General features: G+C 54.4%; 8 protein-coding genes. All 8 read right to left on the reverse strand.

What is annotated here, in order from left to right; translation table 11 throughout:
* Window positions 1–7: 7 nt before the first annotated feature.
* The gene (locus tag IRJ17_RS18505; RefSeq protein ID WP_122966898.1) at window positions 8–988 is read right to left on the reverse strand and encodes an RCC1 domain-containing protein; all 981 of its coding nucleotides are present in this window, start codon (window positions 986–988) and stop codon (window positions 8–10) included.
* A gap of 16 nt (window positions 989–1,004) precedes the next feature.
* Window positions 1,005–11,936, reverse strand: coding sequence for an Ig-like domain-containing protein (locus IRJ17_RS18510; protein ID WP_242771479.1), 10,932 nt, complete (start codon window positions 11,934–11,936; stop codon window positions 1,005–1,007).
* A 341-nt stretch (window positions 11,937–12,277) separates the two neighbouring features.
* Window positions 12,278–12,502, reverse strand: coding sequence for a hypothetical protein (locus tag IRJ17_RS18515; protein ID WP_063230999.1), 225 nt, complete (start codon window positions 12,500–12,502; stop codon window positions 12,278–12,280).
* 3 nt (window positions 12,503–12,505) lie between these two features.
* Window positions 12,506–12,823 carry a heavy metal-binding domain-containing protein gene (locus IRJ17_RS18520; protein WP_122963277.1) on the reverse strand — a complete coding sequence of 106 codons (318 nt, stop codon included), beginning with the start codon at window positions 12,821–12,823 and terminating at the stop codon, window positions 12,506–12,508.
* An 8-nt stretch (window positions 12,824–12,831) separates the two neighbouring features.
* Window positions 12,832–13,596: a CPBP family intramembrane glutamic endopeptidase gene (locus IRJ17_RS18525; RefSeq protein ID WP_173598777.1), complete on the reverse strand. Its 765-nt coding sequence runs from the start codon at window positions 13,594–13,596 to the stop codon at window positions 12,832–12,834.
* Between the two features lie 15 nt (window positions 13,597–13,611).
* Window positions 13,612–14,397 (reverse strand): ABC transporter permease, encoded by a 786-nt coding sequence (locus IRJ17_RS18530; RefSeq protein WP_173598776.1) that lies wholly within the window; start codon window positions 14,395–14,397, stop codon window positions 13,612–13,614.
* Window positions 14,394–15,314, reverse strand: a complete 921-nt coding sequence (locus IRJ17_RS18535) for an ABC transporter ATP-binding protein (RefSeq protein ID WP_122963280.1) — start codon at window positions 15,312–15,314, stop codon at window positions 14,394–14,396. Before IRJ17_RS18535 ends, IRJ17_RS18530 begins: the two co-directional genes overlap by 4 nt.
* Before the next feature lie 30 nt (window positions 15,315–15,344).
* Window positions 15,345–15,539, reverse strand: coding sequence for a PLD nuclease N-terminal domain-containing protein (locus tag IRJ17_RS18540; RefSeq protein WP_063231004.1), 195 nt, complete (start codon window positions 15,537–15,539; stop codon window positions 15,345–15,347).
* Between the last annotated feature and the right edge of the window lie 82 nt (window positions 15,540–15,621).

The following is a 15,621-nucleotide window of genomic DNA, read 5'->3' on the forward strand; positions in this document are numbered from 1 at the left end:
GTGTTGGTTAGGGGAGTGTGATTTGGATGGGTTTGTTGCTATGAGTAGTTGTGCCGTTGCCGAGTGAGCCATAGTCACCAGATCCCCAAGCATAAATGGTTCCATCTTTTTTTCTGGCTAAGCCACGATCCGCATTAGCCCCGCTAGCAATTTCTTCAACGTCAGTTAAATCGATTACTTGCACTGGTGCGTATCTGTTTTTATTCGTACCATCACCTAATTGGCCAAAATAATTGTCTCCCCAAGCGTAAACATTTCCATCTATATCAAGGGCATAGCCGCATACACTTCCTGCCGCCACCGACACAATATTGGAAAGAGAGACTATTTTTGTTGGAGATGGTACGTTATTGGTGTGGTTTAAACCTAGTTGACCAAATTTATTTGCCCCCCATGCCCAGACAGTTCCGTCTTTTTTGACAGCAAGATTAACTCCTTGCCCCGCAGCAATATCCTTTACATCGTCGATATCTGCTACTTTAATAGGCTGCTGATAGTTGCTGTCTAAAAATGATCCCCACATCCAAACTGTCCCATCTTTTTTCAGGGCTAATCCATGAGAAGATCCGGCAGCTATCTCGACTATGTCGGTGAGACCAACTGCTTGAACTGGAGTAATACTGCTGTTTGTTGTCCCGTCCCCCAGCTGGCCTGAGCTATTATTCCCCCAGCTCCAGACTGTTCCATCAGATTTTAAAGCCATGCTATACTCACTTCCTGCTGAAATGCGCGTAACGTTTATCAATCCTTTTACCAGAACCGGCACATTCTTTCGAACCGTAGTGCCATCTCCTAGCTGACCACTAGTATTGTCCCCCCACGCCCAAACTGTTCCATCTTCCTTCAAAGCAAGAGAGTGCTTATTCCCCGCAGCACTGCTCACCATACTATCTGCTGCATGTGCAGGATTTTGTGCGAGGGCAAGAATGGTCATCGATGCTAAAAACAGATTGGTTACTCTTTTGACAATCGTGCTTCTTTTTTTCATTTTGTTTACCTCCATGCTATTGTCCATTCGTTTGAACAGGAACTAACCTGTTTATAGTTGTGCTGTCTCCCAGCTGTCCTTTGTCATTTCGGCCCCATGCCCAGGCTGTTCCATCTTCCTTGATCATCAGGGCATGATAGCTACCTGTTGACAGGCGTTTGGCTTGAGGGGCTATTTCTTTGACCTGTACAGGAATTGTGAGCATTTGGTTGTAATAACGAACCGTAATCGTCGCTGTCCCTGCTGTTCCTCCGGCTGTAATTACACCTGTCGCATTTACGGCAGCGATTTCGGGATGGCTACTTTCATACGTTGCTTGCGTCGTTACATCTTGCGAGTCGCCGCTTGCATAGGTTGCCGTTACTTTCAACGGCTTGTTTTGTTCTGGAAGCAACTGGATAGAGCTTGGGACTGCTATCAACTGGTTGGGCGTAATCACTCGTACACTTGCTACTGGCGTTGTCCGGTTTTGTGTCGTGCCGTCTCCCAGTTGTCCTTTGTCGTTTCGACCCCATGCCCAGGCTGTTCCATCTTCCTTGATCATCAGGGCGTGATAGCTACCTGTTGACAGGCGTTTGGCTTGAGGAGCTATTTCTTTGACCTGTACTGAAACCGTGAGTGTCTTGTTGTAATAACGAACTGTAATCGTTGCTGTCCCTGCTGTTCCTCCGGCTGTAATTACACCTGTCGCATTTACGGCAGCGATTTCGGGATGGCTACTTTCATACGTTGCTTGCGTCGTTACATCTTGCGAGTCGCCGCTTGCATAGGTTGCCGTTACTTTCAACGGCTTGCTTTGTGCTGGAAGCAACTGGATGGAGCTTGGGACTGCTATCAACTGGTTGGGCGTGATCACTCGTACACTTGCTACTGGCGTTGTCCGGTTTTGTGTCGTGCCGTCTCCCAGTTGTCCTTTGTCGTTTCGCCCCCATGCCCAGGCTGTTCCATCTTCCTTGATCATCAGGGCGTGATAGCTACCTGTTGACAGGCGTTTGGCTTGAGGGGCTATTTCTTTGACCTGTACTGGGACGCTTATTGTCTGGTTGTAATAGCGAACCATAATCGTTGCTGTCCCTACTGTGCCTCCGGCTGTAACTACACCTGTCGCATCTACGGCAGCGATTTCGGGATAGCTGCTTTCATACGTTGCTTGCGTTGTTACATCTTGTGAATCGCCGCTTGCATAGGTTGCCGTTACTTTCAACGGCTTGTTTTGTTCTGGAAGCAACTGGATAGAGCTTGGGACTGCTATCAACTGGTTGGGCGTAATCACTCGTACACTTGCTACTGGCGTTGTCCGGTTTTGTGTCGTGCCGTCTCCCAGTTGTCCTTTGTCGTTTCGACCCCATGCCCAGGCTGTTCCATCTTCCTTGATCATCAGGGCATGATAGCTACCTGTTGACAGGCGTTTGGCTTGAGGAGCTATTTCTTTGACCTGTACCGGGACGCTTATTGTCTGGTTGTAATAGCGAACCATAATCGTTGCTGTCCCTACTGTGCCTCCGGCTGTAACTACACCTGTCGCATCTACGGCAGCGATTTCGGGATAGCTGCTTTCATACGTTGCTTGCGTTGTTACATCTTGTGAATCGCCGCTTGCATAGGTTGCCGTTACTTTCAACGGCTTGCTTTGCGCTGGAAGCAATTGGATGGAACTTGGGACTGCTACCAACTGGTTGGGCGTGATCACTCGTACACTTGCTACTGGTGTCGTCTGATTTTGTGTCGTGCCGTCTCCCAGTTGTCCTTTGTCGTTTCGACCCCATGCCCACACGATTCCGTCTTCCTTGACTATCAGGACGTGATCACTACCCGTTGACAACCTCCGTACCTTGCTACCTGGTTCCGTTCCTTCGATTACTTTCACCGCCACGCTCCGCTGCTTGCCGGAAAATGCTGCGGTAAGTGTCGCCGTTCCTGCTTTTTTAGCTGTCAGCAAACCGCCCGTACTTACGGATGCGATGGACGGGTCATCGACAGTGTACTGAGCCTTGTCGGTAATGTCGGACTCTGTTCCATCTGCGTGTACAGCCTTGACTGCGAGCTGCTTCGTCGCATGTTCCAGTAAGGTAATGGCTTCCGAAACGATCTTGATGTCCACTACCCCGTTCTCCGCCGTGACGACAACGGGTATGTTGACGCTCACGCCTTCATACGTCACAGTGAGGCTCGTACTTCCTGCCTGGACAGCGGTGACGAGTCCGTCAGGCTGGACGGTTGCTGTGGCTGGATCTTGCGACAAGTACGTAACTTGCTTGGATACGTCTGCCGTTTTGCCGTCTTTGTAGGTTGCCGTCACTTGCAACGTCTGCGTCTTTCCTACCAAAAGCTCCAGTTTGACAGGCGTGACGGTCAGACTCTGCACCGGCTCCTGAGCTTCTGTGACCTGTACAGGCACCGAGACGGTTTTGCCGCCAAACGTAATCGTAATCGTCGTGGAGCCTACTGCCACTCCCGTAATCAATCCAGTCGCTGAAACCGTGGCAATCACGGGTTGGGCGATTTGGTAGGTGGCTTGGCTGGTCACATCGGTCACCTTGTTATCGCTATACGTTGCTTTGACTTCCAGTTGCTGGGTTGCACCCTTTTTCATGCTGACGGACTCTGGACGAACCGAGATCGTCTGCAAGGTGACGACCGTTCCTGTCACCGTGACGGGAACGGACAGGCTTTTCGCTCCGTAGGTGACCTGGATGGTTGTCGTTCCGGCGGCAGTTGCCACCACGCCTCCCATGCCATCGACCGAGGCAATCGCAGGGTTGCCGCTGGTGTATTGGGCTTTGGCCGAAACGTTTTCCTCGACTCCGTTGGAATACTGCGCGTAGATGCTCAGTTGTCCCTTGTTTCCGGCTGCCAGCGAAAGCTGCGCGGGACTGGCTTTCAGTCCTTGCAGATAGGCTCCCTGCACCGTTACTTGAGCAGAAGCGCTTTTGCCGCTATAGGAAGCGGTAATCGTCGCGGTTCCCGGGGCGATCCCGGTCACGACGCCCTGGCTGCTCACCTGGGCCACGGATGGACTGGAGGAAGAAAAGCTGGCGACGCTGTTGATGTCTTTGCTGCTGCCATCGGTGTAGTAGGCGGTGGCGTACACGCGCTGGATTTGTCCTTCTGCCAGGGTCGTTTGCGCCGGGCTCAGGCTGATGGACGACAAAGAGATCGCCGGAGCGCTTACGGTAATCGTGAGTGTCTTCGTTTGTCCGCCATAGTACAGCCGCGCCTGGGTGGTTCCGCCGTTGACGGCGTAGACACGCCCGTTGCTGATGTAGGCTACGGATGGATTTTCCACGATAACCGTCACTTGCGAGGTGACATCCACCTGACTGCCATTTTCCAGCGTCGCGGTTACCTTGATGGAGGTCGAGCCTCCGGAGGACACATCCACTCTGTCTGAATCCAGCTTCAGCGCGGTTGCCTTTGGCTGAGGCGAGACGGCTTGCTTGACGCTTTTGAGCAGATTGCCGTTCTCATCGTGGGTGAAGGTGACGCTGTTGGCGCCGTTTTCCTTGATCGCCGTGATCCGGTTGTTGGCATCGTAGACGTATTCATACAGCGTGCCTCCTGCCAGTGGGGCAAAGACGGTAAACGACAGGCTAAGCGCAGTGATGTCGTTGTTGGTCAGCCGGACGGTGTAGCTGCCGGATGCCAGTTCGTACACGGCCTCGGCCTCGCTTGGCTTTTGCTTCGGACTGACGAGCGTGCCGTTGGACAGCATAGCGACCGTCGGGTATTTGCTGCTTGGATTTTTCAGCTGGACCACGGTGCGGTAGGTTCCAGGAATCAGCGCATTCATGGACAGCTCGACCGATTGCCCGGCTGAAATCGTGAGTTCCTTGGCCTGGTTGAACACAATCGCTTCTCCGCTCGCCTTGGCCAGGAGCGTCGCGTACAAGGAGCTGCGGGACTGGACGGACAGATAGTACGTTTTGCCTGCGACCAATGCCGCGCTGACACTCCCGTTTTCACCGGAAGCGATTTGGTCCGGCGTTTGCAGAGACGCGCTGCGGAACACCGCGATTTTCCCTGAGGCGAGGGAACTGGAATCGTTGGTCAACGTAAACTGGTACGTGCCGCTCGTCTTGGCGGTGAGCTTGAAATATTTCGCCTGCTCCGCCGGGTAGTACATGCGAATCGGGCTGTTTTCCTGCAACAGCGTGAAGTTTTCCTCCGCAGGCAGCGTCTCGACGGAAATCGAAGCCGGGTAGCTGCTGATTCCAGATGGGCTGTAGGCCCACAGCATGATCGTATAGGCGCGGCCTGGCTGGAGGCCGGAGAACGTATAGCTGGTGACGTTCCCTACATCTCGCGCCAGAGGATGGTTATCCAGGCGGATCTGGTAGGTGCTGGCTCCGGGGCTCGGGTTCCAGTACACCGTGATGGCGTTCTTGGTCGGCTCGGTCTTGACAATGACCGGCGCTCCCGGTTTCCGTTCGACGACCAGGACTCCGCTGTAAGAAGCGACATGTTTGCTTGCGCTGCGTACCTCCGTATTCGTATACGTACCTTCACCCAGCTCCTGGCCCAGCCAGCTCATACTCCAATAACCAGCTGAGCCAGTCGTGGTCGTCGTTTTCCGGGCATACGTCGCCGGGTAAATCGTTCCTGTGAGCGTATCTCCTGCCTGCAAGCGGCTGTACGTGCCATCCAGGGTAAAGGTTTCCTTCAAGTCGATAATGCGCTTCTCTTTAGGGGTGTAGACCGCCAGATAAGGGAGGTGATCCACCAGACGAGCCGAGTAGACTTGCGGCTCCGACCAGGCTCCGCGGTTATCTTGGGCCTGCGCGGTCCAATAGACGGTCCGAAACAGCATGTCTTTGGTGATGGGAAATTGGTAGCGACTCGAGGTTCGCTTGGCCTGATTATCCTCGGGGAGGCTCTCCATTGTCTCTCCCACCTCATTCCCACCCGGCGTCCAGCCGACCCGAAGTTTCCGTGCCACCAGCTTGTCTGTAGCATCCTTTTCCACAATCGAGTAGGTGATAAGTCCGGTGTTTCCTGAGTAAATGACATCAAATTCCGTGCTCTCCATGATGGGCGCCGTATTCCCGTACAAAATCTTGAAATTCCGCTTGATCGTGGAGCCTTCCACGTACGACGGCACACCGCTAATGTTCAAAACGGTACGCAGCCGCGCTTCCACCGTAGCGTTTTTCGTAATCATGGATGTGTCCATCTCATACGAACGGGTTTTGGCAGACAGCTTCTCCTTGATCGTCGGCGTGAGTTGTCCCGATTGCGTAATATAAATCGTCAATTCCTGACCCGTTATTTTGTCTCCATACACACTGAATGGATAGTCTGGCGAGTAATCCCAGGTGAATACGATGCGATCTCCCAAATGAAACTCGGCGTTGTTCGCGGGGCTCTTCCAGGTTGCCTCGATATAGACCGGGTCTTTTTCCTTGGCCTGCGCGCGCATATCCAGGGTGAAGTCCACCTGCTGCACGGGAGACAGGCCCTGCTTCTGATCGGTAGCCCAGACTTTCAGGGAGTATACGTCGTCTGGCTTCAGGTCTTGCACCGGAGCATGGTACAAAAAGGCGGAGGCGTTTTCTGACGCCAAGAACGAAGCGATCTGGTGCACTTCCCCTTCGTCGATTTGATACCAGAGGCTGACGCGATCCCCCAGATTCGGGTCCATGACCCAACCGGAAAGGGGAATGACATCCTGTCCGTTCACCTGATCGATGACTTTTCCCGTAACGGGAGTGGTGAGGTACACACGCGGCGCGGCGTTATCCGGGATGTTCGTGGAGAGATAGTCAATCTCCGGGGTCCATTTGAATGAATCCCCCACCTCGGTTTCTTTTGCCTGCGCTTGGAAATACAGCTTGTCTCCTGCCTCAACTTCCAGCTCTTGCGCTAGCTCCACCCCAATCTGATCGTTGAACGCAATGGACTGCCAGCCTGCCGACGGCCAGATTTGGGTATCGTTTTTCAAAAGGCGGAGGTTAACGCCGTCTCCTTCGTTTCCTTCGAGCATGGACGCCCAGCCGCCGACGTGAATCTTCCCGGAACGCGGCGCTTCCCAGCGAATGACCGGATCGGAGCCGCCGATGTGCATCCACGTATTCCCGATGATCGTCTCGCCTTGCGGGCTTTTCCACTGCTCGCTTTCCTGGTTCCACACCAGTTCGGTGTAGCGCTCTTCCTTGGCCTCCAAATAGGACCAGTTGTGTTTGCCCTGTTCCTTGGAAAATTGCAGCCAGTAGCGATTTTCTTCGGTGATCGCCTCGACAATCGTGACGGTTCTCTCCAGGTTGGTTTGTTTTCCGTCTTTTTCGGTAACCCGTACGGTCAGCTTGTGCGTTCCTTTTGGTTGCTCCTCTGCACGCAGCCTATAGGAAAAGCCTGGCTTCGCGCCTTGGCTGCCCGGGTACGTGCGCAGCACATCAGGGCGCTCGGTGCCGTACAGCGCCTCGCCCAAAACGGTTTCGTCCAGCAGCACCTCGATTTTGTCCAACTCGCCCTCGGGGAGGAACCAACCCGTGACGAGGTAGTTTCCGCTGATGACTTCGTTGTCTGACGGTGTGTCGATTTCTCCGCCGTGGCTCGGTCCGTCTCCTTGGACCTGCACCGGATACGTCTGCACGATTCCGGCATACGATACGCGCAACTGCGTGCTGCCTGGCAACAGGCCCGTGATCAAGCCAGTCGACGCCTCGATTTTGGCGAGGGCCGGGTTCTCAAACGCGTACGTCGCTTCGGCCGTGACGTCTTTTGTGCTGTTGTCCCGGTGAGTGGCGGTCAGTTGGAAGGTCACGGTCTTGTCTTTTTCCAGCGCGATCGAGGTGAGATTGGCGGTCAGTTTGGCAACGGGACCAATGACCACGTCTCTTTCCAGCACCAGGCTTTCCTGTCCCGTCTGATTCGTGGCGCGGATGGTCAGCTTGTGCGTGCCTTCGGCGAACGGAAGCGTGTCCCATTGGTAGCGGAACCCGGCGTTTGCCTGGCGGTAATGCGGATACATCGCTGCAATATCCGGGCGAGGCTCGCCGTATTCGGCGGTGCCCACAGCTTGTCCATCCACGAGCACCTCGACTTTGGCAATGCCAGACGGATCGAGCAGCCAGCCTTGGACGGTGGTCACGCCGCCGATGACAGCGCGGTCAAATGGCAGCTCTAATTGCCCTTTTGGCTGCGTGGACCCGGCTTCTGTCTCTGTTACGGTGATCGGGATGGTAACGGATTGCCCGCCGTAGCTTGCGACTACGTTGGTCTGGCCGACTTGCAGCCCCGTTACCACACCGAGAGGGCTGATGTGGATGATCTCAGCCTTTTCTGCCGTGTACTGTGCTTCTCCTGTGATCTCTTTGGTCGTTTGCTCCGTCAGTAGCGCGGAGATGGTCAGCTTTTTGCTGGAATCTTTCGGCAAGGTGACGGTTGGCTCTTGTGGCTGCAAACGAAGGATCGGGGGTTGTTTCCCGATGACAAAACGTTTTTCTGGCAACGGATGCGACTTGCCTTCCGGGTCAATGGCCACCACGGTAACGGTATGCTCCCCGGCTGACAGGTCGGATCCCTCCAGCGTCAGGCTGAAACCGGCGTGGCTGTTTGCATAATCCGGGTGCAGCAAGGCGATATCCGGGCGGGCGATGCCTGCTTTTGCTTCGCCTTTCTTCGTTCCGTCTACGAGAACGTCGTAACGCGTAATAGGAGTCGCTGCTAAAAACCATCCGGCGATCGTGCTTGTGCCCTCGATGACAGCTCCCTGGACGGGCGTCTCGATTTCGCCCATTGCGGACAGTGGTCCGGCTTCCGTAACGGTGATGGGGATAAGGAGGCTCTGCTGTCCGTAGGTAATGGTCAAGTTTGCCGTGCCAGGTGTAATGGCGGTGACGAGGCCATCTGTGTTTACTTTCGCTACTAACGCATTATCCACTATATAGCGAGCTAACTTGGTGACGTCATGCTCACTCTGATCTTCCAAGATCGCCTTGATCACGAGTAGATGCGTTTTTCCCTCTGCGAGGCTCAGTTCAGTGCGGTCTGCCCGCAAGCTTTTCGCTGGCAAAAGCGGAACGACGTGGATCTTTCTTTCTCCAAGCATCGTCTGCGTCCCGTCTTGACCCGTTCCGCGTACGGAAAGCGTATGCGTTCCTTCCTGGAGCTTGCCCGTATCGAGATCGAATTGATAGCCGATATCGTGATTCGGCGAGGAGACATCCGTGATCTCTACTTCTGGACGTGGTATGCCATAGGCGGCTTCTCCTTGGAGGGCACCGTCTACCAGCACTTCCACCTTGGCGACTCCGCCCGAGTGGAAATACCAGCCCGTAATCGGGTACACGCCGCTAATGGTCGCGTTGTCCGGTGGGGTATCGATGCCGCCTTGGATCAAGCCTGCCGCTTCCCGCACCGTTACGGGAACGGTCAGCACATGTTCCTGGTAGTGGACGGTGATGGTCGTTTGTCCGGCTTCTAATCCCGTGACCATTCCGCTTGGCGAAATACTGGCCACATGCGGATGTTCTGCGGTATAGGTCGCTCCTGCTGAGACCTCTTTGGTTGTTTGGTCTGCTAAAACAGCCACAACATGGATTTGCTGCGTTTTCCCGCGAGCCACCTCTACTTTTTCAGGCGCAGCCGAGATGCTTGTCGTTGGCTGTTCTTGTTCAACTAGGATAGCTCGCTCCGCCAGCACATGTTCCGTGCCGTCGTTGCTGACAGCCGTTACTTTCAATACATGCGCTCCTTCTTGCCCAGCGCTTGTCTGGAAAAGGAACTGAAAACCTGCCGCCGGATTGCGGTAGTCCGGGTAAGCTGTTTCGATGTCGCGACGGGCAAGCCCGTACTGCGCATCCCCCAGTCGTGTCCCATCCAGTTGCACTTCGATCTTCGCCACGCCTGCCGGGTCCAGATACCAGCCTTCCACCAGCACTTGACCCGCTACGGTGGCGTTGTTTGCCGGGCGCTCCACTTCCCCGCGCGCAGGGAGCGGCGTTTCTTCCTTGACTTGAACCTGTACCGGGATGACCAGCGTCTTATCTTCGTAGGTAACGGTAAGGTTTGCACTGCCGACTCCAACCGCTTGCACGACTCCCGTCTCACTCACGGTAGCGACTCCCGGGTCAGAGGAAGTATAGGTCGCCTGCTGCGTCACATCTTGGACCGAGCGATCCTCCAAAATGACGGATATCTTCAACGGGTGGCTGTCGCCCGGAGCCAGCTCCAGCTTCTGGACATCCGCCTGCAAGCCCTCCGGCAACGGCGTTTCCCCGACATAAAAAGCTCGGCCCGCGATGGTCGTTTTCTCGCCAGCCGTATTCTCAATCACAACGGCCAGTGTATGCGCTCCGCTCGCTAGTGTTTGCGTGTCCAGTTGGAACGTAAACCCTGCGTTTGGATTGCCATACGCCGGATATTTCGCGGCGATATCCGGGCGTGGCTGACCGTACTGCGCTTCTCCTGCTTCGGCTCCATCGACTAACACATGAATGCTCGCCACTCCCGCAGGGTCAAGATACCACCCTTTTCCATTCAACAGGCCGCTCGTCCATTCGCCATTTTCCGGACTATCCAGCCCTGCCAATGGACGCAGCGGTTCCGGCGGGGTCACCGTAACGGAAATCTCGAAGTGATGTCCTTCCAACTCTCCGGTTACTTTGGTTTCGCCCGGCCCGACGCCGCTTACCACGCCCGCAGCACTTACCTTGGCAATGGCCTCATCCTGCACGGCATAGCTGACCCGCTTGGTCACGTCTTGCTCCGAACCATCTGTGCGCTTGGCTGTGACTTTGAGCGGCTGGCTTTCCCCTTGTGCCAGCTTGAGTTCTGAAACAGAAGGCAAAAACGCTTCGATTTCCGCAGAACTTTCCCCTTGCCCCAGCGCCTTTTCCAAATGCACCAGCCCTTTGCCATAAAAACGGGACTCGCCCAGCGGCGTAGCGCTTTTCGTCAACAGATCGCGCAGCTCAGCGCTAGAAATGTTTCCTTTCGCCGACCAAATCACGGCCGCCGCCCCCGCTACGTGCGGAGCAGCGAGCGAAGTGCCTGATCTCGTCTGAAAATCTCCACCAGGCGCGGTACTGCGGATATCCACCCCTGGCGCCATGAGGTCCAGCTCTTTTCCGACACTGGAAAAATCGGCGCGCTGATCTTCCTGGTCAACCGCACCGACCGAAATCGTTTCCGCATACTGGGCTGGAAACAGCTCGGTTTCTTCGCCCAAGCCCCGGTTGCCCGCCGCCGCAATGACCAAAATACCGTGCTCGTTCGCCCGTTTGATCTGGTCGTGCAAGGCGCGGCTGTTCACATAACCGCCCGCGCTGATCGAGAGGATGTTCATCCGGTTTTGAATCGCCCATTCGATCCCCTGGATCATGCTGGAGTAGGTCCCGTGGCCTTTTTTGTCCAACACTTTAATCGCGTACAATTCCGCTTCCGGCGCGACGCCGACGATACCAAAATCGTTATCCCGGGCGGCGATGACTCCCGCTACAGCCGTACCGTGGCCGTGCTGGTCGCCAAAATCGTCCTCTCCTTCGATGTAGGACACACCGCCCTTGATCTCCAAGTCTGGATGAGCGGAAATTCCCGTATCCAGCACCCCGATTTTGATGCGTTGCCCTTTGTACTGCTGACTGTGCGCAGCGGCGGCACCGATATGCTCGACGCCCCACGGCACTTGCTGGCTTTGGCTCGGCGAGAGACTTGCTTCCGCCAGCTCGGTTTCGCTGTCTTCTTCGATGTAGGCGACATTTTCGTCTTCCAGCATCGCCTGTTTCTCGCTTTCGGTCAGTTCGGCGACCACGATTTGTCCGGTGAGTGGCTCCACCGATGACCGCTGGATCGCTCGGACCTTGGCGCGTTCCTGTTTTTTGAAGCCAATCAGGTACGTCTTGCTGTCCGCACTCGCCGCCGCATGCGCGGGAACGAGCTGCAAAAGCAGGAGCGACACCAGGAGGAACGCTTGGAACATACTGAATAAACGGATGAAGGCCTGGTTCATTCACGTGACTCCTTATCTAGGTTTGGTTTGTTGGTTGCGCTTGTGCATCAGCAGTCCAATGGCTCCCACTCCTTTTCGCCAATAGTTGGTTTAAATTGATAAAAAAGCAAATATAGGAAAATATTCCTGTTGCATTCAGGCGAATTATATTATTTTTAAAAATTTGGTTCAACAGGAATTTACTTAAAAGTCGTTTTTTCGACATTAATAGAATTTTTTCGACAAAAACGACTTGTAGAAAATAACCCATAAAAAAAGAAACCCCGTTTACCCACGGGGTTCCTCAACAAACCAGCCTGCAAAAAGACCGCTCTTTCCAACCGGAAATCTATCCAAACCAATCATTTCTCAATCCGGTAATACCGATCCCCTGTCTTCGGATTGTAGTAGACGCGGCGCTTTTCCTGCGAGACGGGGTCGATATTCACTTCGTTCGTCCACTCAAATCCGGGCGGGATTTCTTCTCCATGGTCTTCGTGCAGCCGCTTGTCCTTGATTTTCGACAAGATCAACAGAACGAGCAGGAGCACGACCTGAAAAATGAGGTAATAGACGAAAAAAATCATCCACTACACCTTTTCAACGACGACCGCTGTGCCGTACGCGACGACTTCGCCCATGTTCCCCATGCTTCCCGAGTCGTAGCGGAACATGACGACAGCGTTTGCTCCCATCGCGTTGGCGTTTTTGATCATGCGATCGAGCGCCTGTTTGCGCGCATCTTCCAACAGAACGGTATATTCCTTGATTTCTCCGCCGACGACAGAACGCAGCCCAGCCATGATGTCTCCGCCGATTCCTCGCGCGCGAACGATCAGGCCGAATGTCGTTCCTTTCACTTCAACGATGCGATAACCTGGAATGTTTTCGGTTGTTACTACGAGCATTTGCTTCCCTACTTTCTGCTTTTTTTGAAAATCACATGCAGCACGATATCTGCGCTGAAATGACTGATGATGGCAGCTTCCAAGCCGTATTGCCAGAACAGGCAGCCAAACAGGATGCCCATGATGCCGTTCAAAAGCAGTGTCCACAGCGTGACGACTTTGCCTTTTCCGTACGTCATGAAATTCGCCGGGAGGTGGGCGCAAGCAAAAGCGAGAGCCGCAACCCCAATGCCCAGCCAGTAGGCGGTGTCTGCAAGACCGAGCTTCTGTGCCAAAAATACGACAACCGTCATGACGCCGAGCCGCATGAGCACTTCTTCGCAGAACCCTCCGTAAAAAGACGAGAGGACACCGAGCAGCCGCGACGAGATCGGCTCCTTGCCTCTTTTCGCCATCATGTGCGGCTGGAAAAAGCAGTGGTCCAGCCATTTGACCACGAGTCCTACTGCGATGCCCGATCCAAGCGACACCGCCCAAAAGCTTTGCATGGAAAAAGGCAGCGCCGCCCCGGACGACCAGTGATCGAGCACAAACAGCCGAAGCTCAGTTGCAGGCAGGAGCCACAAGCCTGCAGCAGTCGCGATAGCGAGAATGACGCAGGTCTGAATCATCGTCAGCGCAACCATGACAGGCACTGGCGGAACCTTGCTGTTGCTGGCAGGATGCATCTCTGCTTGCAGCTGCACTTGCTGGCGAATCGTTCTGAACTGAATCGGGATGATCCCTAGAGCACACAAGACGCTGATCACCCAGATTAGCCAAAAGTGTTCCACAGCGACGCCCCCCACCTAGATTTCAGATCGTTCCAGCAAGTACCAGCCCATGAAGAAAAAGACGAAGTTGAGCGTCAAGACGCCTGCAAGCCCCGGCACAGCTGTAATGGCGGCTTCGGCAATTGTCGAGTTTTCCTGGATCATCATGATCGCGGCGTTTGTCAGTCCGCCCGGTGACACCATGTCCAAAAACTTGCCGAGAAACTGCGGCACGGTAAAAATCACGATGTTGAAAAGCAGCGAGGCCCCGCCAGCGCCGACAGCGTTGTTGAAAAAGCTGGAGGCGCAAATTGTCGTCGTTACGACAAGCAATAAGTTCGGTATGTAAAGGAGCGTACCGAGCCACACGTGCGCCCAATCGAGTTGGCCGAAAAGCAGCTGCGTGTAGTATGCGGTGATCCCGATTCCGATCAGCATGCTGCCGATGGTCAAGGCGTAATAAGTGACGGCTTTGGCGAGGTAATACTTGGCCCGGCTGACTGGCTTGACGAATACCATGGAGGCGACCCCGGACGCTTTTTCTCCGGCAATCGTTCCCATCGCGACGAGAATCAGCACGAACGTGCCCAGCGAGCTGAATTTGCTGATCGCCGTCGAGAGCACTTCCGGAGCAGACGGGGTGGGGATATTGATGACCGTCCCTTTTGGCAGTCCCGTAGAATTGGCCAAAATTTCCGGCAGCATTTTCATCGTGATCGGCTGCGTGATCATCAAAGCGATAAACACGATCGGGACGATGAGAATTTTGTAGGTCTTCATCAATTCATGAAATTCTTTGCGGATCATCGGGTAGGAAGTCATCCGTTGTTCACCACCTTGAGGAAAATATCCTGAAGGGTCAATGCCGACAGGCGATAATACGCAAGCGTCCCGCCAGATTCCAGAACGATGTGCGGCAGACGAGCCTTGGCTTGCGGCATGTCATTGGCGAAAACCTTGTAAACGCCGCCATCCTGACTCCACTCTTTCACCCAGGCAAGCCCGTCCAGCACGTCCGCCAAATCGATGTCCTCCTGATCCAGCTTGAACTCGATCAACGGCTCTACATGGCTGGCCCGCAGCTCCTCCAGACTGGATGACAAAAGCACCGTGCCGTCCTTGATGATCACGATATGGTCGGCGATTCTCTCGACGTCATCCAGGATGTGTGTCGACATGAAGACCGTCATGTGCCGTTTCAGCTTTTCGATCAGGAGCAAGACGTCATGCCGCCCCATGGGGTCGAGAGCGGAAACGGGTTCGTCGAGGACGAGCAGCTTCGGGTTGTGGATCAGCGCCTGGGCAATTCCCAGACGCTGCTTCATTCCCCCGCTGTAGCCGCTGATCGGACGATTGCGCGCTTCATTAATTCCGCACAGTTCCAGCAGTTCATCCGTGCGCTGCGCAATCGTATGCTTGTCCAATCCGTACAGTTTGCCAACCCAGTGCATCCACTCCACTGCTGTCATGTAGTTGTAAAAGGCAGGAATTTGCGGGCAGTAGCCTACTTCACTGGTAACTTTGTTGCGTTCGGTTACGACGTCGTAGCCGACCACTTTCACTTTTCCAGCTGTCGGTGCGGCCAGGCCAGTCAAAACGCGAATCGTCGTCGTTTTCCCCGCGCCATTTCCCCCGAGGAACCCGATGCAGCCGATATTGTCGATGGAAAAAGTAACGTTCTTGAGCGCTTTATGGTCCTTGTATTCCTTGGTGAGGCCGTCGCATTCGATTACTCGCAAAGAAGGTCAACCCTTTCTTCGTTTCTTGGGCTAGTCTTTTCGGCCGACAAAGAAATACACAATAGGCCCCAACGTATTGATAAAGATGATGCCGAGCGCCCACGGCCATTTTTTTCCGCCCGCCACTCTCCCGGCATCGCGGCGAACAAGATCAATCAGCGCGATCACCATCAGGAGCAATTGAATCCCAATCAGCGGAGCGAGGAGCTGCATATCTACTTCCATGGATAAAACCTCCAAATTTTATAGTTATTTAAAGTTTACCATTAATTTCATTTTTTTCCACCCAACATCCTGTATCGAGATG

The sequence above is a fragment of the Brevibacillus parabrevis genome (assembly GCF_022701015.1).
Lineage (GTDB): Bacteria > Bacillota > Bacilli > Brevibacillales > Brevibacillaceae > Brevibacillus > Brevibacillus parabrevis.

What these genes read in the sequence shown, in the direction of transcription:
- IRJ17_RS18515 (WP_063230999.1), bottom strand. Translation starts at nt 12,502, where the DNA reads ATGATTTTTTTCGTCTATTACCTCATTTTTCAGGTCGTGCTCCTGCTC.
- IRJ17_RS18540 (WP_063231004.1), bottom strand. Translation starts at nt 15,539, where the DNA reads ATGGAAGTAGATATGCAGCTCCTCGCTCCGCTGATTGGGATTCAATTG.
- IRJ17_RS18530 (WP_173598776.1), bottom strand. Translation starts at nt 14,397, where the DNA reads ATGACTTCCTACCCGATGATCCGCAAAGAATTTCATGAATTGATGAAG.
- IRJ17_RS18505 (WP_122966898.1), bottom strand. Translation starts at nt 988, where the DNA reads ATGAAAAAAAGAAGCACGATTGTCAAAAGAGTAACCAATCTGTTTTTA.
- IRJ17_RS18510 (WP_242771479.1), bottom strand. Translation starts at nt 11,936, where the DNA reads ATGAACCAGGCCTTCATCCGTTTATTCAGTATGTTCCAAGCGTTCCTC.
- IRJ17_RS18520 (WP_122963277.1), bottom strand. Translation starts at nt 12,823, where the DNA reads ATGCTCGTAGTAACAACCGAAAACATTCCAGGTTATCGCATCGTTGAA.